This is a genomic window from Novosphingobium profundi, assembly GCF_018491765.1.
GTDB lineage: Bacteria > Pseudomonadota > Alphaproteobacteria > Sphingomonadales > Sphingomonadaceae > Novosphingobium > Novosphingobium profundi.
In genome coordinates this window covers 327,974-349,607 of record NZ_JABWCU010000001.1, presented here as the reverse complement: position 1 = coordinate 349,607, position 21,634 = coordinate 327,974, and the positions used below count along the sequence as shown (strand labels likewise).

The window sequence follows — 21,634 nt, the reverse complement described above, 5'->3', positions numbered from 1 at the left end:
TTGATCGCGGGGCGGCAGCCAGCCTGCCGTCCCGCAATCGCTTGCCATCCGGGGCAGTCACACATCTGTCATCACGCGCTGATAGCCGCCCGCTCGAAAGGGCGTCTCCCGCGTGTTTCCCAAGTCCTGCCACAGCCTCGTCGTCGGCCTGATCGCCCTCGGCACCCTTGCCGTCCTGGCGCCGGGCGAGGCCGGGGCCCGCCAGAGCGATGCACGCCTTTCGCTCGCCATCGAGCGCGGCTCGCTGGTCGACATGCTCGACCAGCTCTCGCGCCGCAGCGGCATCCAGATCGTCACCTCGCTGCCCCCGGACATGGCAGCGGCCGCCACCCTCAAGGGCCGCTACCGGATCGACGAGGCCCTTGCGCGCATCACCTCGGGACTGCCGGTCACCGTACGCCGGTTGCCGGGCGGCTTCGTCGTGACCCCGAGCCCCGCCTTGCCCCCAGCGCCGAGCAGGCGGAGCGAACCACCTGCCCAAACCGCGCTCCCCGCATCCAGCCCGTCAACGCCAGCTCCGCCCGCCCTCCCGATCGTGGTGACGGGTTACCGCGAGAGCCTGCGCGGCTCGGTCGGCGCCAAGCACGCGGCGCGTGCACTGCTCGAGGTCACCCGCGCCGAGGACATCGCCGCCTTCCCCGACCGCAACGCCGCCGATGCACTGCAACGCCTGCCCGGCGTCGCCATCAGCCGCGACAACGGCGAAGGCCGGCAGATCTCCTTGCGCGGGCTTGGCCCCCTGTTCACGCGTACCACGCTCAACGGCATGGAGACGCTCGCCACCACCGCCTCGGGCATGGACAACCGGGGCTCGGCGAGCCGCAACCGCCGCTTCGACTATTCGGTGTTCGACGCGGGCCTGTTCTCCGCGGTGTCGGTCCGCAAGACCTGGCTTTCCGACGAAGATGCGGGCGGGATCGGTGGCACGGTCGCGCTCACCACCCTGCACCCGTTCGACCGCTCTGGGGACATCACGCTTGCCTCGGGCAAGCTGCGCAGCCGGGGCAACGGCAAGGGGCTCGACCCCCAACTGACCGGCGAGTTCGCACGGCGCGGCGGGGAATGGGGCCTGCTCATCGCGGGAAGCTGGGGGCGCAGCGAGGTCAGCGAGTACGGCTATCGCAACTGGGACTGGGTCCCGGTAACTTTCGGCACGGACAATATCGGGCCGGGCGTGAGCGAGGACGACGCTGCGCGGCTGAGAGGTACGGGCGATCCGGTCTACATGTCGCGCGCGCAGAGCTATTCGACCTGGACCAACCGGTCCGAGCGGGCAAACATCGTCGGCTCGCTCGAGTACCGGGGCGACGATGGCCGTCACCTGACGCTCGACCTCGTCCACGCCCGGCTCTCCAACCACCGCCGCGAATTCTCGATCGCCGCCGCCGGCACCAACGGTCTGACCGATGACACCGTGGACGGCACGCAAGTCCTCAACGCGGTGACAATCGTGGGCGACACCATCGTCGCGGCCGATTTCAGCGGTATCGACATGCGCACCGAGGCGAAGCAGACCGAGGACCATACCGAGTTCGACCAGGCCGTGTTCGCGCTCGAATGGCCGCTGGGCGATGCGACGCGCCTCGAGGCGCGCGCAGGCGTCTCGCGCTCGGATTTCGAGGAGCCGGTGTTCGACAAGGTCTTCCTCGAATCGACCATCCGGGACTTCGCGTATGTCGCGACCGGCAAGCATCCTGCGAACACCTATGGCTTCGACATAACCGACCCCGCGAACTGGTCGCTGATGCGCGCCGACACGCGCGAGGACTCGATCGTCAACAGCTACGCCGGCGCGCGGGTGAGCGTGATCCGGAACGTTGCACCCGGTCTCGAACTGCGCTTCGGCGCCAACTACCGCCGCTACGTCAACGACGGCTACGAGCGCCGCTTCACCGCGACCTATGACACGCAAACGCAAGGCGCCCTCGCCGTGCCCCTACTGTTCGAAGGCGCCAGTCTTGCCTCCTACATCGTCGCCGACGTCGATGCGACGTTCGCTGCGACCGGTCAGGAGCGCGCATTGTCCGCTGCCTACGACCAGCCCGGCTCGGCCTACCGCATTCGCGAGAACAGCTATGCCGGCTTCGCGCTCGCGCATTTCGAGGGGGCTCTCGGCCTGCTGCCGGTCGCGGGCGAACTCGGCGTCCAGTACGTGCGCCTCGACACGAGCTCGCAGGGCGATGCCGCCAACGACGCCGACACGGACACGCTGGCCAGTGTGCTCCTCGCGCGCGCGCAGACCAGCCGCTTCACGGCCTGGCTGCCCTCCTTGCAACTGCGTGCAGACCTGGCGCCCGACGTGCGCCTGCGGCTGGCGGCCAGCCGCAATTTCAGCCGCCCCGACGTCGCCGACCTGCGCGCAGCGGCGGCGATCGATTCCACCCCGTTCGGAGGCACGATCGAGACCGGAAACCCCTCGCTCGAACCCATGCGCGCGACCGCGCTCGACCTTGCGATCGAGCGTTACTGGGGCCGCGAGGGCTTCGCCTCGGTGGCTCTCTTCTACAAGAAGATCGACTCCTTCATCACCACCCAGACGCGCGTGATGACATATGCCGAGACGGGCTTTCCAGCCGGTTTCCTCTATCCCGGGGTCGATGCGAGCGCGCAATACAATGTCGTGCGCCCGGTCAATGTCTCGGGCGCGGGGATCACCGGCGCAGAGATTGCCGTGCAGCGCGACCTCGCCTTTCTCCCCGCGCCGCTCGACCGGCTCGGTATCCAGTCCAATGTCACGTATGCAGAGGGCAGCTCCAAGGTGTTCTACGATGAGAACGCCGTACGCCTGCCCCTGGTCGACCTCTCGCGCTGGTCAGGCAACGCCACGCTTTATTACGCGGCGCGGCGCTGGGATGCACGTCTCTCCGCCGCCTATCGCGGCGCCTACCGCACCGGCGCAGGCAAGAACGGCAACATCGGCACCTGGGTCAAGTCGAGCCTGACGCTCGACTTCGCCGCCCATGCCCGCCTGGGCAAAGCCATGCAGATGGTGTTCGAGGCCAGCAACCTGACCGACGCCCCCATCGTCGAATACACCGACCGCGACGCGAAGCGCCTTCTGGCGCGCACCCGTTCGGGCCGCGTGGTTTCGACCGGCCTTCGCTGTTCTTTCTGATCCATGGTGTCCCCGTTCGTGCCCCGCGACACTCTACCTCGCACGAGCCCCGCAGCGCCGGACCGCACGGTCCATCCCACGAGGTGCCCGACATGTTGATGAGCCACGCTTCCGGTGCCCTTCTGGGCAGTCTCGGACGCCTCAGGGGATATATCCGCAAGCGCGTGCGCGACCCGGAACGGACGGAGGACGTCTTGCAGGAAACCATGGCCCGCGTGCTCGAACAGGAACGCCGGCAAACCATCGAGCACCCGATGGCCTACGCCTGCCGCATCGCCGACTCGGTGATCTTCGCCCAGGCCCGCAAGACAGTGGACAGCATCGACCTCGACGCGCTCGAACTCGTCTGCGACCGCCCGCTGCCCGATACCGTGCTCGATTACCGCCAGCGCCTCGCCCGCTTCGACGCCGCACTGGCGCGGCTCTCGCCCACCCGCCGCGCGGTGTTTCGCCTGCGCCACATCGAAGGCAAGGCGCGACAGGATATCGCGCAGGAGCTCGACCTCAGCCTGGAGGCGGTCAAGAAACACCTCGTGCGCGCCATGGCCGAGCTTGCCCGCAGCCTCGAAAACAACCTCGAACCCTCCGCGAAAGGACAGATCGAAAATGCCTGATGCGCAGGACGACATCTACGAGATCGCCGCCGACTGGGCCGATCGGTTGAACGAACTCGCGCCGCACGAAGGGCGCGAACTCGCCGCCTGGCTGGCGCAAGACCCCGCGCACGCCGATGCCTTCGCTGCAATGCGCCGCCTCCTGAACGACACCGCGCTGATCGAGGCTGGGGAAACGGCCGATATCCCCCTGCCCTCGCTGCGCCCCAACCCGCGATCCGGGGTTCGACGCGGCATAATGCGGCTCCCGCGCGTTGTCCGCACGAACCGACGCGAGGCCCTCGCAGCAGGCCTTGCCGGAGCCCTGGCGATCCCGCTCAGCGCCTACTGGCTGACCCGCGGAGCTCCTGCGCACGACGTGCGCTACGCCAGTGCCATCGGCACGCGGCGCAAAGTGGAATTGCCCGACGGATCGACCATGATCCTCGATGCCGCCTCGCGCGTCGCGCTCGATTTCTCGTCTGAGCGGCGCACCGTCCACCTCGAGCAGGGCGCGGCGCATTTCGACGTGCGCCATGATACGCGCCGCCCCTTCACCGTGCTCACCCCGCAGGCGCGCATGGTCGCGCTGGGCACGCGCTTCAACGTCGATCACCTGGCGAAGGCCAGCGAACTGCGTGTCTTCGAAGGCCGGGTCGGCCTCGCCACGCGTTTCGGTGCGAACCGGACGGTAGCCGCGCACGAATGGGTGCTGGTGGGCAACCGCGCGCTCGAACAGGAGGGGATGTTCGATCCGTCCAGCGCGAGCGACTGGCGCGACAACTGGCTCGATGCGCACGCAATGCGCCTCGATCAGGCGCTGGAGCGGCTCGCGCGCTACACGCCCCGGTCGGTTCGCCTGGCCGATCCGGGCATGGCCTCCCTGACGTTCAGCGGGCGCTTCCGGCTCGACCGCCCCGAGGAATCGCTCGGCCTGATCGCCTCGCTTTTCGCCCTGCGCGTCGACACGCGCGGCGAGACCCTGGTGCTGTCGCGCGATCCACGACCTGCGCAAAGCTGATCCGCGCTCAGGACCCACCAAGCCTGGTGTCGGCGGGAACCGCATCGACGACGGTCAGCTTCTGCCATTTGCCCGCTCCCACCCGCGAATTGGTGACCAGCACGGTGGTGCCGGGGCCGATCAGCGCGTCCAGCTTGGCGTAGAAGGCGGCCGGCATCTGGACGCGGTTGAGGTCCACCTCGTCCAGTTCGCGGTCGCGCTCGTCCTCATGCCCGGTCGTGCCCACGTAGACCCAGCGCGGCTTACCCTCACGCACGATACGCGTGATCACGTGCGAACCATCGTCGCGCGGGTTGATCCGGGCCACGCTGCGCGCGATCTCCTTGCCACCGCGCAGCACGACGATACGCTGGTCGAGCTTGGAGACGATGATCGACACCGGCCCGGATTTTGAAAGCTCGGGATGCCAGGAGAACTGCTCACCATTCGCCAGCGGCTGGTAGTCGACGCCCCCGCCGCTCGCATCGAAGGGCGATAGCAGCGAGTTGGCCGAGGTCGCCATGTGCTGCGCGGCATTGCCCTCGACCACGACCGTGACGCCGAGGTTGGTGGCGGAGTAAAGCTGGCGCGCGAATTCGTAGGGCAGGTGCACGCAGCCGTGGCTCTCGGGATAGCCGGGCAATCCGCCGGCGTGAAGCGCGATACCGTCCCAGGTCAGCCGCTGCTGGTAGGGCATAGGGGCGTTGTTGTAGGTGCTCGAGCGGTGCTTGGCGTCCTTCTGAAGGATCGTGAAGATACCGGTGGGTGTCTCGTGCCCTTCCTTGCCGGTCGACACCGTGGTCGCGCCGATCCGAATGCCGTTGCGGTAGACCACCGCGATCTGGTGCGAGAGATCCACGAAGACGAGGACCGGGCCATCGGGCGCGACTTGTGGCGCCCATACCCATTCGCCCGGCTTGAGCTGGTCGATCTGCCGCGCCAGTTCGGGGGGCGAGCTGACCTTCGCCCCCTGCCCCCACGAAGCCTCGCCCGACAAGGCAAAGGCCGTGAGGCTGAGGCAAAGCAACACCCCTCGCCTGCGTCCCAACCCGTTCATGATCTGCCCGCTCGTTCCCACTGCCTCGATCCCCTCGTTCAACTACATGCGCGTGAGCCCGCAGGCGGCCACCTCGCCGGGGCGACTTTGCCACAGGGCCGAAGCAGCCGAAAATGCCTGCAGGCTACATGCGGGGCAAAGCGGGTAATCCTGCGAAGAACTCAGGGAAATCCCTGAACCTGCCCGTGCCCAAGGGCAAAGTCAGTTGCAAAACCCACCGGAAAAATTCTCCGGTTCGGCTTGTCCCGAAGGCCAGCCCAGTTGCCCGATCGGACCCGGACCGAGCCACTCCCATCCAAAAGTGCAAGACTGGGGTGCGCATTTTTCTGATTCCAGGGGTTTGCCAGAAAATGGTTCCGATCTTCACGTCGTGGCGATTGGCCAGGAAGGTGGCCTTGGCGTTTGCCGCCATCGCGCTGTTGCTTTCGGGCGTTACCGGCGCGGGCGTCTACAACATGGCGCGACCGACGGCGATCGCGGCGCAGCATGTCGATCGCGGCATCGTCGGCACCATGGACATGGTGTAGAAGGTCGAGCAGACCTCGGCCGCCGCGCGCAATCTCTCGAGCGAAATCGTCACACTCACCGAACAGGCCTCCAGGTTCACGGTCGGCCCTCCTCACCCCCTGGATCCGGCGCACGGCGATCGTGGTGCCCGCCAAGGCTCCCCCCAAGGAGCCAGCAAACGCTCCTGCCGACGGCGGCGACTGGACCAACTTCCAGGCGACAGCGCAATACACGCCGACGGCCGGAAGAAACTCGGGCCGTTCCTCTTTCCGGCACGGCAATCGGCAAGATCGGGCAAGGCAATTGGCGCGCCCGGCAGGGTTCGAACCTGCGACCCCAAGCTTAGAAGGCTCGTGCTCTATCCAGCTGAGCTACGGGCGCGCACTGACTTTTCTAGGGTTCCGGTAGGTTTTGGCGATCGCCCCGTCAACGGTTAAACGGAACAGCGCGGCAACATTCGGCACACTGCGGCACAATGGAGTCACAATCCAGGTCACATCAAAACGCTCACTTTCCCCTAGCCGCGTTCGCCATGTCTTCGCACTGCCGCACGATGTAGATTGTATCTGCGGTGCGCCCGTTTGCTTTGGCGATCTGGCCATCCTGCGCAACATAGGCCCCAGCCCAGGCTTTCACCTGCCCGAGCATGTCCAGCCCCTCAGTGTCGGGCACAGGAGCGCTCTCGACGCCATCCGACCAGCCCTTAGGGATCAGCGCGGAGCATGACGCAGGCGGGGTCGTTACGGTGACTGTCTTGCAGGCAGACAGCGCGCAGCACAGCGTCGCGGACAGCAGCAGGGTCTTGCGCATCTTCGATCTCCTTGGTGGCCGCATCGACGGCCTTATCGATAGTCTCTTCGGTGATGGTCCGGTCCTCCAGTACTTCGATGGCCGCCTCTGCAGCGCGGGCCGTGGCCTGCTCTGATTCGGCCGTCTGTTCAGCTTGGACCTCTTCGCCATCATCTGCCGCACTACACCGGCCGAGCATGAAAACTGCCGCCATGAGGATGATTGCGGCGAGCGCGATCCACGCCCAGCGCGGGGCCGATGAGAGGCCTAGGCGGGCAAGGATCTTGAGGATGAATGCCGGGATCATGGGCGAGGTCCTTCCATTTCAACGTGAACCGGATCGCCGGGCCTACCGGAAGCCTGGTCGCTCAGCTCGATGCCATGCCGGTCAACATCGATCTTCACGCGCCGGCCGAGCGCCCATCCAAGCGCGGTCATCCCGACCAACACCTGGATCTCCGCGCAGATCGCGAGCCAGAAGATGAAGCCGGGCTGCCCCCTGAGCTGGTACATGCTGGCGACGATGATCGCGGTGAACGTGATCGCGCCGCCCCAGATCGCGAGGAAGGCCCACGCCTTGCGCCCGCCTTCGCTGTCAAAGGACGGAAGCCTCACCGCACGTACTCGCCAAAAACCCACCGCCCGGGCGCGATCGAGATCCACTCGCGACGGCGTTCGAGGATCGGCACGCCCTGGCCGCGCGTGAGCCCGGCGACGACCGGATATGTCGCGCCCGGCCCGCTGCGCACGTTGAGGCTCGATGCCGTCACCGTGCCGCGCTCAGGCGCGCTGTCGCCGCCGACCTGACCAAGCACCGCCTTGCGGAACGCAGCCATGTCGAAGGCTGGGCCGGGATCAAGCTTACGCGCCGGGGCAATGTCATCGTGCCCCACGATCTCGTCGATGGGGTGATAGGCCGCGGTGGCGCGCGCCACCGCCTCGGCCGCGGCGATCTGCGCTGCCGGGTAGACCTCCCACTTGCGCACCGGGCCGCCGTTCTTGTGTGCGGCCTCGATGTAGTCGACCGCCTTGCCCGCCGCCGTGGTGCCGTCGTCGCGCAGCGGGCCCCAATTCGCCAGCTCGATGCCGATCGAGTAGCTGTTGAGGTTGGTGAGGCCACCCCACTGCGACTTGCCGGCATGCCAGGCGCGGCGATCCACGCTCACGCACTGGATCACGGTTCCATCGCGGCAGATCACGAAATGCGCCGAAGCCCCAGCGTTCGGATTGGCCAGCCATGCCGCGGAACCGGATCCCGAGCCGCCGGCAGTGTAATGCATCACCAGTTTGGTCGGATCGACGCGGTAGGTGCCAGAGACGTTCGGGCTGGGCACCTGGCGCACGGCTGTCCCGTTCAGTTCCAAGGTGCCGTTGCGAATTGCATAGCTCATGGTTCAGTCCTCCTCGCGCCGCCGGCGCGCCTGGTAGATCTCTTCCGCCCGCTCCTCGATGAGACGCTGCTGTGCATCGGCCTGGAGAAGCGAGTTGTTCTGAGCGGTCGCCTCGGTGTTCGCCTCGAGCGCGGCGATGAGCCGGTTGATGAGCGGTTTGTCGCCGACCAGCGTGGCCGAGACGACGGCGACATCCTTGCTCGGGTCGGGCTTGGGCTTGCGCAGGTATTGAACGGCCGCCGCGATCGCGAGGCCGATGCCGACCGCGATACTCGAAACCCAGTTGGCGACCTCAGGCACTTCACTTCCGCTTGCCACAGATCGTTGTCCCCGCTTTGAAATTTTCATCAGAGCGCCGCGCATCCCGGATCGCGACCAGCATGTTTCGGGTGCTGAAGACGAACAGCCACGGGTAGATCGCCCAACCCGTATTCGGCAGGCCGGTCGCGAAGATCCCGAGACAGACCTGAAACCAGAACAGCGTCCCAATGCCCGAGCAGAAGGCGCGCAGATGGGGACTGCGCCGGCGCGTTCCATTCACATACAGGGCCGTCAGGTGCGCGGTCCCGGCGATGAAAGCGATCCAGCCCCAGGCGCTTTCGTTGCCGATCTGGCGCATCGCGCTCATGAACTGGTTGTTGAAGGCGCCCACGTGCATCAGGAGAATCAGGCCCCAGCTCGTCTTCATTGATGCCAGCAACCATTCGGTCGCGCGAACCGGGAAATGGTCGGGCCAGCGCAGGTAGATCATGTCGGCCTACCCGCAACAAAGCCCCACCAGCGAACGGCATCGGTGTAGATTTCGATGGCGGTCATCACAGCCTCTGCAGCGCGCCGCGATCCGGTGATGCGGGGACCGAGTTGCCCCGGTAATCTTTGGCGAGCCCTGCATTCAGGCCGCTGGCGATGGCGGGCGAGCCCGTACCCAGCCCGAAGTTCCCGTTCGCAGGATCGATCAGAAGGGGATTGGTCGTGAGCCGGTTCGCGGCCGTACTGTCGATCCCGGATGCGTTGAACACCGACGAGAAGCCATAGAACGTGCAGTTGTTGTCCTGCATGACGTTCGACGCAGGGAGGTAGAAGCCCGCCGTGGTCACGCCGGATGCGACTGCCACGATGTTGTCCCATCGGTTGGTGAAGCCGCTCACCTTGGCCGAGTTTGCCGAACCCGATGTGAAGTAGACGGTCGCGTTCCGGATCTTGACATTGACCGTCAGCTTCGCCCCATCGGTGGCGTTCGACGCGTACCACTGGAAGGGAAGGTTGCGCGGTTCGGCACCCTTGCTGACCGAAATCAGGTAGTCGTGCGTATGCGTTCCCGCGATGTTCGACGCATCATTGTAGGTCATCAAATTGAAGTAGTTGTCTTCGAGATAGCAGCCGTAGGACTGGATCGTGCAGCCGCACTGGTTGCCAATGCCCGTTTGCGTGTTGCCCTTGAACGACATCGCTAGGATCGAACCCGCCGCGCCTGTACCCGCCGCATGGGCACTTGTGCCGTCGCCAGGGCCGTTGCCCTGAGCCCGATATCGGCCGTTATACCAGCCACGCCCAGCGACTGCCTTCGGACCAAGACCATCGCCGCGCAGGACGAAACCCGTCGCGCCGGGATGCTGGTCGAAGCCGTCGCCGCCGTTGTAATCGGCGTTCACCCCGTCGACTGTGACATTGGGGCTGTCCCAGGTCATCCCCGACTGGTTCCAGAACATGACGTCGATGCCGCTCACGGTGCAGCCGCTTCCGCCTACCCCGTCGATGTCGATGCCATAGTTAGGGGTCGCGGTGCCGCCCTGCGGGATTTCAATGCTCGCGCCCGTCCAGTCTTCCGACGAGTAGAATTTCAGCGTGTTCGGGTATGTCGCGTGAGTGGAGGGGAACCAGGTGAATTCAGCCTCCTGCGTCGGATCGACCGCACTGTCGGTGTCGCTCGCGGTCGTCATGTAGAGCTTGCGCACCGTGCCGTCCGCCTTGACGATGGCCAGGGTACGAGGCGTGAAGGCGAGTGCGATCGAATAGAGGTTCCCAACCTTCGTGAACGCCGAAACGGCCGTTGCGAGCGACCCGAGGTGCTTCGGGCGGCCAAGCTCTTCCGAACCATATGCCCCGATCCGGGTGTTCGCCACCGCGAGAGTGATAGGATCGACGCGCAGGACCGAGCCCCGTGCAATACCGATGCTGAGCCCTGTTGTGGCCCCCAAGGCAGCGACGGCGGTAGAGAGCTTTGCGAATGGCGTGCTCTTGGTCTTGCCGTCGTTGGCGTCGTTTCCGTTCACCGTATCCACGTAGTAGTCGTAATTCTCGATAACGGTGCCCTCGACTTCACGGGCCCATCCACCGAGGCCATCGGCCACGATGCCGTAACCCAGGTCTGTGTCGAAATACCTCCACCCGTTCGGGGCATCGCCGGGTCGTCCGGAAGTGGGACCACGGAACAATTCGGAAATATAGGGCAACATATCCTCCAGATCAGGCCGGGGCGGACGCCAGGAAGGGTCAGCACCCTGCTGGATCGAGGGCAGCGAGAATGCGATCGTTGCGGTTGCACTGCCAAAGTTGAAGGCGATGCGATCACATTCGGCACTGATTACCACGCCCGAAACCGAGCGAAGCCGCGACCCCTGCGCCCCTCGCGCGGCGTAATAGGCAGGGGTTAGCTGGCTTGTGCTGATGGTCGTTCCATTGGCGCGAATCTGGCTGATGCTGACAGCAGAAGTAGCGCCGGCGCCCGAGGACGAATGAACCCACGCGCTTGCGCTGATTGTCGCGCCAACCCCGCCGAGGTCAGCTACGGGAATGAACATCTGCTTGGTCGCACCGGTTGCCGTGAGGATTTGGCGGCCCCCAAAGACTCCAGCGGTCAGGCTGGACTGCCATCCGTTGAGTGTAGTACCCGAGGCCACGCCCAACATATCCACATCTGGCCATATGTTGGGGGCGCTGAACTGGTCTTTCTGCGCCTGCCGAATGGCCAGCATCTGATCGACCGTTTCCCGGTCGCCTATGAACGAGGGGCGGTAACCGCTCGCTCGGCCTTTGTAGAGAGCAACTTGGCTGATCGTCGCATTACGCGCAAGGATTTGCCAGGTCGTCGCGCTCGCGTCGACCGTGGTGGTGAAGGTGTGGACCACGGGCCCGGTCACCGCCGCGCTCGTGTTGACTTCCTGCTGATTCTGATAGGTCGTTCCGCCCGTCAACTGCTTGAGATGGACTTGAGAAGTAACCGTGCCTGGCAGGCTTTCGACGACGAACGAGACCGTGAACTCATCGCCGGAGACAAGGCCCAAACTGGCGAATGCCACAGACAATGTATCGGACGTATTCCCGAACGTCAGCGTCTTGCGACCATCGGCAGTCTGGCCTGTGCTCGCGTTGCCCAATCCCCAGCCGTATTCGACCGTACCGGCCATGTCGAAGTCAGGAAACTGGTTCGGGCTTGACCTGTTCTCAATCGCGGTCGCGGTCACTAGCGGCGCCGCTGCGGCGAGAACGACGCTCGCTGCGGCATTAGCAGCGGACACAGAAGCGTCCTGAGCGTAGTCACTGGCCGCAGCGACGAGCGCTTCCTGTGCACTTGTGAGGCCGGGCCCGCGCAGACCGGCCGCTTGCACCGTATAGGTCGTGGGAAGCTTGCTGCTCATGTGGCGTCAACTCCTGCGGCGAGGATGAAATCACCCGACAGCAAACTGTCCTGCCCGCTATCGGCGTAGGTAATCTTGAACTCGTGGACGAAGGCCTGCGCGTCACCGGGATCGGGCTGGTTCTGCCCCGGCATCGCCGCCAGGTCGGCCTTGGCGATCGACGGCTCGAGCACCAGACGTCGCAGGTCGGGATCCGTGGGATGCGCGCCGTCCGTAAAGGTGACGCCCGTATCCTCGGCATCGGGATCACCTGCCGCGCCGGCGTACTGGCGGACCTGCATGGAAATCGTGGCCCCAATCAGCGGCAGTTCGTCGCCCGAATAGTCCACGTTGATGGTCGGCGCGAAATCGATGTTTCGCGCCGCATAAAGCGTCATTGTCGTCATGAAGAGGCCTCAGGTCACCAGGTGGAGAGAGCCGCGCGCTTCCAGGTATCGGGTGCCACGCAAACGTAGATGTAGTCGGCATCGTAAGCGACGAGCCCTGCCGCGCCGGTAGCGGTGGCGCTGGCCGGGACCGAAGTTCCGATCGTGCTTGCCGCCGCATAGAGCTCATCGAAATTGGCGTTGATCTTGTCCCCGCCTGCACGAATATTGTCGCCCGTCCCGTCGTTGCCGGACGAGCCCAGATTGATCGTCTGTTGCGCCATGATCACGCCCTATCGAAAGTCATGAAGGTGTTGTCGAAGGTCACCTGTTCGGTGTCCCAGGTCGTCGTGAAGAAACCGATTTCTTCGAAGACCAGGCGCAGTTCGGAATGGTAGCTGACCGCCACGTCCCACGCCTTCGAGGTGGAGAGGCCGTTGATCGAATAGGTTGTCGTGTTGATCGAGAGGCTCGCCGCCGAGATCCACTCGGTTGCCCCCGCCTCGCGGTATTCGACCAGCATCTGCTCGGCCGTGGGATCCTCTACGGCCCCCGTCAGGGTGATGGTACCCAGTGGAACACCTTCGACATACTGGATCGTGGTTGAAGCGGTCCATTCACCTTCTGGCGGCGCCTCTGCCACCGGCACCGCGCTTGCCGCCGTAGTCGTGGGGGCGGCTACGCCGACAAGGCCCAGCGCCCAGGCATGCTTGCTGCTCGTTTCCGTCCGAAAGGTCAGCACAACACTGCCTGTCTCGGGATCGAGCTGACGCTTGAGGACCAGCACGTCCTTGCCGGCAAGGTAGCCGAACTCCGGCGTGTCCTCGATCGTCAGGCAATCGCCCGACTTGTAGCCAAGCCAGCGCGGCTTGAGCGGAAACACCGCCGGCCCCGCCTCGCGCGCGTTGGCGATGTCATATCCGGCGATCTGGGCAACCTGATCGGGCGTCTCCCCGGCCTCGCACTGTATCATCGGATAGGTGACCGATTTGGTGCGCTCAATCCCGCCATCCTGCGCCAGGTAGGTGGAGTTGCGCACCACACCGGCCGGCACCTGCTCCCAGTAGTGATCCTCACTGCGATAGGTCGGAATGATCCCGTTGATCCGATCCCGCCGCGTCTGCGTCGTCGTAACCGAGGCATTGCCGATCAGATCATCGCGCGTGATCATACCGATCGAAACGCGTGGCGTGTTCACAATACACGAAAGCGTAGCACCAAGACGTACCGGCTCGCCGCCACCGGCTTGGCATAGGGACTTCAGCACCTCCCACTTGTTGTCTCCGGTAGAAATGCGCCCACCGGAAACCCAGCCATTGGCATCCGCAACGTTCGCGGCCTCGACAAAGGAATCAACATCGATCGACGTGATCGGCATGCCGACACCGCCGACCCGAATGCCGTTTTCGCCCTGATGCCAGGCAAGCGCGAAGGTGAGCGCCTGGATCCAACCGTTATAGCTCACCTCCCGGGTCGTCTCGTCGTCGGCCCTGTGGGAGCCGGAGCCACCTTCGTAGGTATCGTCAAGGCGCGGGTCGTAGCACTTAACACCATGCCAGACCCACAGCATGCCCGGCACCTGCGTGAAGGTCTCGTCGCCCTTCCCGTCAAAGACGAAGCAATTCATCACGGCGCCATGACCGGATGTCTTGTTTGCCGAGGTCCATTCCGGGATTGAGGGCCAGGGGCCCGCCGGAGCCAGCTCGGAAGCCTCGGGACATTCCCCCAGCTGGTGCGCCTGATAAACCCGGTTATGCAGGTCGCCGATCGCATTGTCGCTTGAGAACGATGTGTTCGCCTTGTCGACCAGCGTCTTCTCGAGCTGGTGCAGAGGCCCGCAGCCCGAAATATCGGAATAGATGAACTGGTACTTGTTCTGAGTGCTATGACCGGGCTGGCCACGGGTCTTGCGATAGCAAACGTCGCCCGCCACGCCGGTGCGCCCGAACAGGATCTTCGCATCCGTGTTCGGATCCGACGTCCACTGCGTCTGGCTTCCCTCGATCGCAGGAGCCTTGGCCGTCAACGCGCTCACCACGCCGGAAGCTACGCCCACGGCTGTCGCGATAAGGCTCGTGGTCACGGCACTCAGGGCCGCACCGCCCGCAGCGGTGACACCGGCGCTTGCCAGCCCCGCCCCGAGCAACGACGTGCCCCCAGACGGGATAGCCGCCGCGATGGCAACCACCACCGCAGCGACCCGCAACACTTTCGCCATCGCTCAGGTTCTCCAGGCCGCCTTGATGGGGAGCCCCTTGGGCTGAATGATCGCAGCGCCAATCACGTCCTCGTGAAATGCCAGCACACGCCCGTTCCCCACGGCGATGCCGAAGCTTCCGAAATCGGTCTCACCTTCCAGTTCCAAGATATCTCCCACAATGCGCGCGGCCGGCGGGATTCGGGGGATCCCCCAGCCATCGATACAGGCCGCACCGGTACCGCCGTTCTTGCGCAGCCAGCGCCTGAGCCCGAGGGCGCTCTTCCAGCCCCCCCCGGTCCGGACCTTCCAGCCCATCGCTTTCAGGTGTGCGATCACCATCTTTCCGCAATCACAGGACCCGAATTCAAACGGCTGTCCGGCGAAACGCTCGATCGTCGCGTTGACCACCTCGACACGTTCGACCAGGTTCATCAGACGGCACTCGTGGGCTTGTTGGTGCCCCAATAGATATTGTCCTGGATGCCGGTCACGTGGTTGAAGCCATTTTCGTCCGGCCATACCTGCTGATGAAACGTCGGCGCCAATTTGATGCCTTCATCCTCGAAAAACAGCCGCTCCATGCCGCCAACGCACTCCAGACTGACCTGAAGCATCTCCTTGCCGAATTCATGTTTGGGCATGTCGACTTCACCGTCGAACAGCAAAAGCGGATCCCCGATCACAGCGCCCGTGGTTTCGTTCATGACGCCGAAGTACAATTGAACGGCCTCGCCCTGCATGTCGGGTGACGAAAGAGCGAGGGCCGCACCATCATCTACCGGTCCAAGCGTGAACATCAGACCGGGCGCTTCATCGCCGGTCCCATCTTCGAAGGCATCGACACTCTCCCAGACCCCATAGACCGGGTCTTCCCCGCCAAACGCCTCTCCGGCGATCTCGAGATCCATCGATCCATCCAGAAGTCGGATTGTATCCTCGCCGACCGTGAGCTTGATCGCCGTGAACAATGTCACGCGATCATTCGCAAGCTCCGCATCCAGAGCAGGAGAAAGAACCGTCATGCTCGCTCCGCCACACTGAAAGCAAAGTTGATGTTGCCGTCGGTGCGCGGCTGCCAGGAGAGGTTGTTCCCGCTCAACCAGCCCTCGATGCAGGGCTTCGCCAACTCGACATGTTCGCCCCCCGCCATGTGCTTGCGCATCGGTGTCGTAAGCCCGATCTCGCCCGCACCGCTTCCATCCAGAAGTGCCGCGGCGCTGGCAAAATACAGGTAGTAGCGACCATTCACGATGAGGTTGAGCGCCTGCCCTTCGCGCACGGCATAGCGCGGCGTGGCCCCCTCGATCAGCAAGGTCATCCCGCCCGTGTGCGCACCACTGACGAGCGGCGCGCCCGGCGATCCAACCTTGAACCCGGGCTGCCGGATACGCACCCGCCCGCCTTCTCTCTGGGCGCGCTGCAGCCGGGCTGAAGTCCGCCGGCCTTCGCTTTCATACTCCATGTCGGGAGTCTCGAAATCCAGCGAAAAGCGGGTCCCAACGCGCGCCACCTTCTGCGTTACCCCGCCAAGCGCCGGCTCCATCAACGCCGCCCATTCAAGCATCGTCGGATCAGCGACAGAGCACTTGAGATCGGTAAGGTCGATCATCGGCCGAGCCCCCTTCGGCGACGGCGAGCATTGATCGACCTCTCATTGGAAACCGCCCTGCCGGCCTGGCTGGCGCCGCGACCGTCAACCTCGGCCCAGAACTGATCTGAAGGCATGGTGTAGTAGTTGTAGGTATCCCCTGCCTGCCCGTTGTCATTGGCCATCGAAATGGCCCCCTTGCGCACATTCACGATCTCCCCTTGGCTCACTTGGGCAATCGGGTTGCCATTCAGGCTGAGAAGGTTCTGATCGACGCCGGGGAATCCCTTGATCTGGAATTCGCCACCCGTATCGAAACCGATCGAGCCGCCACGCGTGACGACGATGTCACTCCCCGTCGTTGCGGAACCGGTGGACGAAGACGTTCCAAACACGGATCCCAGCGCCGAACCGATCGAGCCAAGAAAGCCTCCGCTGCTACCACTTTGCGAAAACAGCCGGGCGATGGCATCGGCAAGCCGGTCCAGAACCGAAGAGAGCGCGTTGTAGGCCCGATCCTTCATCCAGCCCTCGAAGAAATCACCAAGATTGCCTTCGAGAGCCGCGCGCAGGCCGCTGCGAAAGCTCTCCCGGAACGTGCCGGTAATTGTCGCCTGTTCGCGCTCCATGCCTTCTCGCACCGCCTGCGCCCGAGCATCACTCTCGGACATGTGGCCATCGGACTGCAGTTCCTCGATCCGCTGGCGCAGGCGTTCCGCTTCTTCAAGCGCGGTCACGAAGGCATCGGTATCACCGCGCAGCCGCGCCAGTTCGATCTCGTGCGCCGCCTTCTGATCCTCCAGGCGCCTCTGGATTGCATCGGCGCGCGCGGCTTCAAGCTCCTGCAGGTTGCTTTGTGCCTTGGCCTCGGCTTCAGTCGTCGAAAGGCCAAGCTCCTTCAGATGCGCAATCTCGCGCTCAAGCTCCTCCGAACGCTCCAGCTGGCGTACACGGTCATAGTCACCGCGCAGCTGGGCAACCTGAAGCGCAAGCTGGCGATCATCACTGGCCAGCGCCTTCACCCGCGCTTCAGCACGCGCCTGTTCAAGCTCGGCAAGATCCTTTTCCGCCGCCACTTTCGCCTTTGCAGTGCTGAGACCGGCCCGCTCGTAGGCGTGAATGCGATCATTCAGATCCAGCTGCCGCTCGATACGGCGCTCGGCATCGACGTCTCCCGATTCGCGCGCAACGTTCAACTGCTGTTGCAGCTTCAACTCCTCTCGGCGCTCTTCCAACTCTGCCGCCGATGGGCCTGTTCTACGGCTGCCAGTAGTCCTCGCCTTCTTCGGCTTCCCGCCGCTGTCAGGCTCGGCATAGCTTTTGCCTTCACCAGAAACCGGCAGGTTCTGCAGCATGTCTTCTGCCGTCAGCGCCGTCATCTTGCCCAGGTGCGAATTGGGATTGATCCCGCTCCCGCCCGAATTTGCAGGGGCCTTCGGCTTGATCCACCCGGCGTACTCCATCAGCGCAATAACTTGCCGCATACCGGGCATCATACTCGCGACAGAGCGCAGCATAGCCGCAACGGAGCTGTCGACTGTCTGCGCAGCCTGCCGCCAAGCATCTGCCCAGTCGCCCTTCAGCACGCTCGAGATGACCGAGCCGATACCTTCGATCGCTTCCAGGACAGCGGTTATGCCATCAAGCAGCGTCCCGATTGCCTGGACAACCGCCATGCCGCCAAGCTGGATAAATACCTGAATCCATTCGCCGACGCGGTCGATCATTTCCGAGATCCATTGCCCGAGCTCGCTCGAAGCCAGATCGTCGAAAATCTGCATCAACGAATTTACGGTTTCGCCAAGCTGCCCAAAGAGAGCATCCAGCTTTGGCCCCAGCGTTGCCTGCGCGTACTCGAATACGTTCTTCAGCGCCGCAATAACATCGTCCTTGAAGGTCAGGAACAGCGCGATAGCTACCCCGATTGGACCAGCCAGGCGGAGGAAAAACGTCGCAAACCTTGTTAAGGCCGTCGTCACGACGCCGAATTCGAGTGCCAGCTTGGTGAGGACCACAACCGCAGTGCCAACCGGATTGATGAAGGCAGACAGCAACATCATGACCCGGCCCATCCGGGTAATGAACAAGGGAAGGACAACGGCAGCTATGCCGGCGATCGCCACCATCAGCGGCCCCATGGCAGCGGTGAGAACCGCAAGCTTCACGGCCGCGTCTTTCACCCATTCCGGCAGTGCTTTCATCCGCGCGACTAGCTCATGTAGCCAACTCACAGCCTCTTTCGCATAGGGTTTCAAGCGATCGCCAAATTCCTTCGCCAGCTCGCTCAACTCATCCTTCAGAGCACGAGTTTGGTTCGCCAGGCTATCCGACGTCCGCTTAAGATCCCCATTCGCGTCCGACAAGCTCTCCACGATCAAGGCAGCGCGCGCCATGATCTTGCCCTGCTCGTTCAGCTCCTGCCCGGCCGAAATCAAACCCATCTCCAGCCCCTTGGCTTTGACGGCGGCCTCATCCAGGAATACACCGAAATCGCGCAGCGGCTCGGATTCGCCGGTCAGGCCGGAACGAAGCTTCTGCAGGGCAACATCGAACGAAACGTTGTAGAATGAGCTGGCATCCTGCGCGAGCTCGGTGAACCTTTGCGACAAGCTCGCAAGGGCGTCTCCGGTTGGCGCCGCGCTTTTGAACAGCTGACCGAACGCAAGCGCCCCCTTCTGCATTTCTCCAGTGGCGCGCCCCATCGCATTGCCAGTTTCTTCAGCCCATGCGTTCATCCGATCAGCCATCGCGCCAAAGGTGTAGTCGAAGGCGGACTGCATCTCCTCGGCATCCGATGCCACACTTGCCAGATACCCCCCGAAGGCGAGCAGAGGCCCGGTCACCGCCAACGTCATCTTCCGCCCTGCATCGGCAAAGGCATCACCAAGGCCGGTGACCATCTCCCGTACCCGGGCAAAAGTCGCGCCGATACGCGACGTGCCCCGGTCGAAATCGTCCAGGTCCCACGTCACCGCGGCGTTCAGCCGTGCGATCGTTCCCGTCATTCTTCACTCCGAAACAAGTCGCCATCGGCATCTCGGCCACTGGCGGGTGAAACTTCAGTCAGTTGTCGGAGGCTTTGCCGCCGACTTGCGGTTGACCGCCTTCAGCCAGACACCCCACATCCGCAGGTTCTGTTTGGCCTCGGCGGGATCGGTCCGTTGTGGTTCCGAAGCCTTGGCATCATCGCCAATCAGCGATTCCAACGTGGGATAGCTCCGGGGATCTGACTGGCTCAGCAGGCCGGTCAGCCAGGCAGATGTGGCCAGATTGCGGAAGGCGGCCTTCTCACGCGCCCGCGCCCCACGAAGCATGAGGATTACCGAGCGCGGGGTTTCTTCCCAGAACTCTTGCGCGCCGCCGCCGGCTTGCCGGTACGATTGGAAGACCCGCTCCCAGTTCCAACCTTGCTCTTGCCCCCCCGGGGGGCCTGCACGTTTCCCTGCTGCACGTCCTCCTCATCAGGGATATCCGGCAACTGCGCGCCGCGCATGGCCTGGAGAACCCCAGCCTTGAACGCAGGATCGCCGGACAAGAACATGTCGACGATCATGTCTTCGGTGACGTCGGGATGATTCTGCTTGAGCCCGCCATAGACGATTGCGCACATGGTCTTGAGCCGGGGATTCCGGCCGCTCTCCAGGGCGGCGCGTAGCTCCTCCACCGCATCGAGGATCGAATAGCCAAGCACCGCCTCCGCCTCGATCCACACACGGTTGTTGAGCACCAGGTGAAATTCCTGGCGCCCTTCCGCTGCGGGATCGGACGGAAAGACGAACGTTGCCGTCCCCAGCAAGGGATTGTTACGAACGGCCGAGGTCATGCGCTCGGAGCCTGCGTCAGCGGGCCGGGCTGGCCGGTCAGCGTTGCCGTGCGAATGCCGCCCAGCGGGGCATTGTCAGGCGCATAGGTCATGAGGAACATCGTCCCTTCATTGTCTTCGGTCGTACCGTCTTCGGAAACGGTAACCACCTTGAACGCGCGCTTCTCGCGGCTCGTAAGGTGCTCGAGGATCAGCGCATCCGTGGGACTTCCGGGCTCATACTTGAGCGTTGCCGACAGCTCCGGCACATCGCCGTGGCCAGGAATGTATTCCTTGGTCTTGTTGCTGTCATGGTCGGTACTTTCGACCTTGGCCACCGACAGGGTCGGGCGGTTGACGTTCATCAAGCCCTTGAGCTTGGTCAGCGTGCCCTGATCGTCGGTCAGCCACAGTTCACTGCCGTCACCAAGGACGCCATCACCTTCGGCCATCGTCTATCTCCTATGTGCGGGTTGATGGGATTGAAATGTCAACAAGTGTCCGGAAAATCTTCAGGCCGCCGCCAAGGTCTTCCGGTGGGAAATCGCGATCGAACATCACTTTCGATCGATGGAACCGCACGCCGCCGATGACGGCCGTGGCCTCCATCTCGGCAATCGCGGCATCGGCGAGAAGGCGCGCCCCCTCGTATGTCAGCCCGTAGCTTTCGAAGCGGATACGGCGAATCTGCAGGCCGTCCGCCCCGTCCTGGTCGTATCCGCGCGGCGCCGATATCGTCTGCAAGGTCATCGCCGGGAACGCCGTTCGGTCGTCGGACTTGCGCTCGATCCAGTCGATGGCGGGGCGAGTGGCGCCACCATTGGGCACAACGCCTGTCCGAGCCGTCACGCCTGGCGATGCTCGCAATCGAGAGATCAGTTCTGCCTGCATGTCAGACCGCCGAAAACAGCGCCTCGCCAACCTTCACCCCCAGCGCGGCCTCGACATTGCCGATCTCCGCATCCCATGCCGGAGCAAGAAACGGCTGTGCCCGCATCTTGACCGTACCCAGTTCGATGAACCCGGCGTAGTAGGCATCGCGATGTCCGGCCCGGCCGGCGACACCTGCCGCCAGCGGCCCCACGAACACGGTTCGACCGTCAAAAGCTGCAGCGCTCTCGTCCGAGAACGCTTCACTCGTGACAACGATACTGTCCCGCAGATCGCCACTGTCCACTGGCGCAAGGGAGCGCGCGGCTTCAGCAACAGGCTCAAGAGCACTCATCGTCGCATCGCGCATGAAATGATCATTGATCGCGTGCCCGACCTTCGCGACATTCGCGAACGCTTCATCAAATCCGGACATGCTGAAATTGAACATCAGCGCGACCTCCGGATTGCAGTAAACTCGATCTCGACGCGCCCCAGCGGAGCAACATTGACGATGTCCCAGAAGTCACCATCGAACATCACCAGATTCTTCGTACCCACCTGGCGTGTACCGCTGTTGGACAAGGCGATGAACGTGGCCGGCTGATCCGCGCCCTCTATCGCCGCAGCCCGGCGCTCACTTCCTCGGCCGTAGATGATCTGGACGAACTCACGGCAGATCTGCGGATAGGTTTCATCGTCGGTCGGCTCACCCATCG

General features: G+C 63.9%; 24 protein-coding genes and 1 tRNA gene. 4 read left to right on the top strand and 21 right to left on the bottom strand.

The genetic code is table 11. The annotated features are described in order from the left end of the window. Positions 1-112: 112 nt before the first annotated feature. The 3 genes from HT136_RS01775 (at position 113) to HT136_RS01765 (ending at position 4,729) form a co-directional block, all read left to right on the top strand. Positions 113-3,115 carry a TonB-dependent receptor gene (locus HT136_RS01775; protein ID WP_214197128.1) on the top strand — a complete coding sequence of 1,001 codons (3,003 nt, stop codon included), beginning with the start codon at positions 113-115 and terminating at the stop codon, positions 3,113-3,115. A 92-nt stretch (positions 3,116-3,207) separates the two neighbouring features. After that, positions 3,208-3,729 (top strand): RNA polymerase sigma factor, encoded by a 522-nt coding sequence (locus tag HT136_RS01770; protein ID WP_214197127.1) that lies wholly within the window; start codon positions 3,208-3,210, stop codon positions 3,727-3,729. Next, positions 3,722-4,729, top strand: coding sequence for a FecR family protein (locus HT136_RS01765; protein ID WP_214197125.1), 1,008 nt, complete (start codon positions 3,722-3,724; stop codon positions 4,727-4,729). The genes HT136_RS01770 and HT136_RS01765 overlap by 8 nt, the downstream gene beginning before the upstream one ends. 7 nt (positions 4,730-4,736) lie before the next feature. Here the strand turns inward: HT136_RS01765 and HT136_RS01760 are convergent, their stop codons facing one another. Further along, on the bottom strand, positions 4,737-5,738 hold the full coding sequence (locus HT136_RS01760) for a L,D-transpeptidase (RefSeq protein ID WP_425516871.1): 1,002 nt from the start codon (positions 5,736-5,738) through the stop codon (positions 4,737-4,739). A gap of 422 nt (positions 5,739-6,160) precedes the next feature. On the opposite strand from HT136_RS01760, the gene HT136_RS26460 reads away from it, so the two are divergent. After that, positions 6,161-6,292, top strand: a complete 132-nt coding sequence (locus tag HT136_RS26460) for a hypothetical protein (RefSeq protein WP_281423353.1) — start codon at positions 6,161-6,163, stop codon at positions 6,290-6,292. A gap of 284 nt (positions 6,293-6,576) precedes the next feature. Here the strand turns inward: HT136_RS26460 and HT136_RS01755 are convergent. From HT136_RS01755 to HT136_RS01660, 20 genes are all read right to left on the bottom strand, one after another. Next, positions 6,577-6,653 (bottom strand) — tRNA-Arg (locus HT136_RS01755). Between the two features lie 322 nt (positions 6,654-6,975). Beyond that, entirely contained in the window at positions 6,976-7,368 is a 393-nt protein-coding gene (locus HT136_RS01750) for a hypothetical protein (protein WP_214197121.1), read from the bottom strand. After that, positions 7,365-7,676 carry a hypothetical protein gene (locus HT136_RS01745; RefSeq protein ID WP_214197119.1) on the bottom strand — a complete coding sequence of 104 codons (312 nt, stop codon included), beginning with the start codon at positions 7,674-7,676 and terminating at the stop codon, positions 7,365-7,367. Before HT136_RS01745 ends, HT136_RS01750 begins: the two co-directional genes overlap by 4 nt. Next, positions 7,673-8,452, bottom strand: coding sequence for an N-acetylmuramoyl-L-alanine amidase (locus HT136_RS01740; RefSeq protein ID WP_214197117.1), 780 nt, complete (start codon positions 8,450-8,452; stop codon positions 7,673-7,675). The genes HT136_RS01745 and HT136_RS01740 overlap by 4 nt, the downstream gene beginning before the upstream one ends. A gap of 3 nt (positions 8,453-8,455) precedes the next feature. Then, positions 8,456-8,752, bottom strand: coding sequence for a hypothetical protein (locus HT136_RS01735; protein WP_039392879.1), 297 nt, complete (start codon positions 8,750-8,752; stop codon positions 8,456-8,458). 1 nt (position 8,753) lies between these two features. Further along, positions 8,754-9,203, bottom strand: a complete 450-nt coding sequence (locus HT136_RS01730) for a hypothetical protein (RefSeq protein ID WP_214197115.1) — start codon at positions 9,201-9,203, stop codon at positions 8,754-8,756. Positions 9,204-9,267: 64 nt separating this feature from the next. Then, positions 9,268-12,090: a hypothetical protein gene (locus HT136_RS01725; RefSeq protein WP_214197113.1), complete on the bottom strand. Its 2,823-nt coding sequence runs from the start codon at positions 12,088-12,090 to the stop codon at positions 9,268-9,270. Continuing rightward, positions 12,087-12,476 (bottom strand): hypothetical protein, encoded by a 390-nt coding sequence (locus HT136_RS01720; protein WP_214197112.1) that lies wholly within the window; start codon positions 12,474-12,476, stop codon positions 12,087-12,089. The genes HT136_RS01725 and HT136_RS01720 overlap by 4 nt, the downstream gene beginning before the upstream one ends. 14 nt (positions 12,477-12,490) lie before the next feature. Then, positions 12,491-12,739, bottom strand: coding sequence for a hypothetical protein (locus HT136_RS01715; protein ID WP_214197109.1), 249 nt, complete (start codon positions 12,737-12,739; stop codon positions 12,491-12,493). Positions 12,740-12,741: 2 nt separating this feature from the next. Then, on the bottom strand, positions 12,742-14,673 hold the full coding sequence (locus tag HT136_RS01710; protein ID WP_214197108.1) for a hypothetical protein: 1,932 nt from the start codon (positions 14,671-14,673) through the stop codon (positions 12,742-12,744). Positions 14,674-14,676: 3 nt separating this feature from the next. Continuing rightward, positions 14,677-15,087 carry a DUF6950 family protein gene (locus tag HT136_RS01705; protein ID WP_214197106.1) on the bottom strand — a complete coding sequence of 137 codons (411 nt, stop codon included), beginning with the start codon at positions 15,085-15,087 and terminating at the stop codon, positions 14,677-14,679. After that, positions 15,087-15,677, bottom strand: a complete 591-nt coding sequence (locus tag HT136_RS01700; RefSeq protein ID WP_214197104.1) for a hypothetical protein — start codon at positions 15,675-15,677, stop codon at positions 15,087-15,089. The genes HT136_RS01705 and HT136_RS01700 overlap by 1 nt, the downstream gene beginning before the upstream one ends. After that, the gene (locus tag HT136_RS01695) at positions 15,674-16,264 is read right to left on the bottom strand and encodes a hypothetical protein (RefSeq protein ID WP_214197102.1); all 591 of its coding nucleotides are present in this window, start codon (positions 16,262-16,264) and stop codon (positions 15,674-15,676) included. Before HT136_RS01695 ends, HT136_RS01700 begins: the two co-directional genes overlap by 4 nt. Then, complete coding sequence (locus tag HT136_RS01690; RefSeq protein ID WP_214197100.1) at positions 16,261-19,248, bottom strand: phage tail tape measure protein; 2,988 nt, start codon at positions 19,246-19,248, stop codon at positions 16,261-16,263. The genes HT136_RS01695 and HT136_RS01690 overlap by 4 nt, the downstream gene beginning before the upstream one ends. 54 nt (positions 19,249-19,302) lie before the next feature. Next, positions 19,303-19,449: a hypothetical protein gene (locus HT136_RS01685; protein ID WP_214197098.1), complete on the bottom strand. Its 147-nt coding sequence runs from the start codon at positions 19,447-19,449 to the stop codon at positions 19,303-19,305. Between the two features lie 113 nt (positions 19,450-19,562). After that, positions 19,563-20,066: a hypothetical protein gene (locus tag HT136_RS01680; RefSeq protein WP_214197096.1), complete on the bottom strand. Its 504-nt coding sequence runs from the start codon at positions 20,064-20,066 to the stop codon at positions 19,563-19,565. After that, a complete protein-coding gene (locus HT136_RS01675; RefSeq protein ID WP_214197094.1) occupies positions 20,063-20,497 on the bottom strand; it encodes a phage tail protein in 435 nt (144 codons plus the stop codon). The genes HT136_RS01680 and HT136_RS01675 overlap by 4 nt, the downstream gene beginning before the upstream one ends. A 10-nt stretch (positions 20,498-20,507) precedes the next feature. Next, positions 20,508-20,936, bottom strand: a complete 429-nt coding sequence (locus HT136_RS01670; protein WP_214197092.1) for a hypothetical protein — start codon at positions 20,934-20,936, stop codon at positions 20,508-20,510. Between the two features lies 1 nt (position 20,937). After that, positions 20,938-21,366: an HK97-gp10 family putative phage morphogenesis protein gene (locus HT136_RS01665; protein ID WP_214197090.1), complete on the bottom strand. Its 429-nt coding sequence runs from the start codon at positions 21,364-21,366 to the stop codon at positions 20,938-20,940. Beyond that, positions 21,366-21,632: a hypothetical protein gene (locus tag HT136_RS01660; RefSeq protein WP_214197088.1), complete on the bottom strand. Its 267-nt coding sequence runs from the start codon at positions 21,630-21,632 to the stop codon at positions 21,366-21,368. The genes HT136_RS01665 and HT136_RS01660 overlap by 1 nt, the downstream gene beginning before the upstream one ends. Between the last annotated feature and the right edge of the window lie 2 nt (positions 21,633-21,634).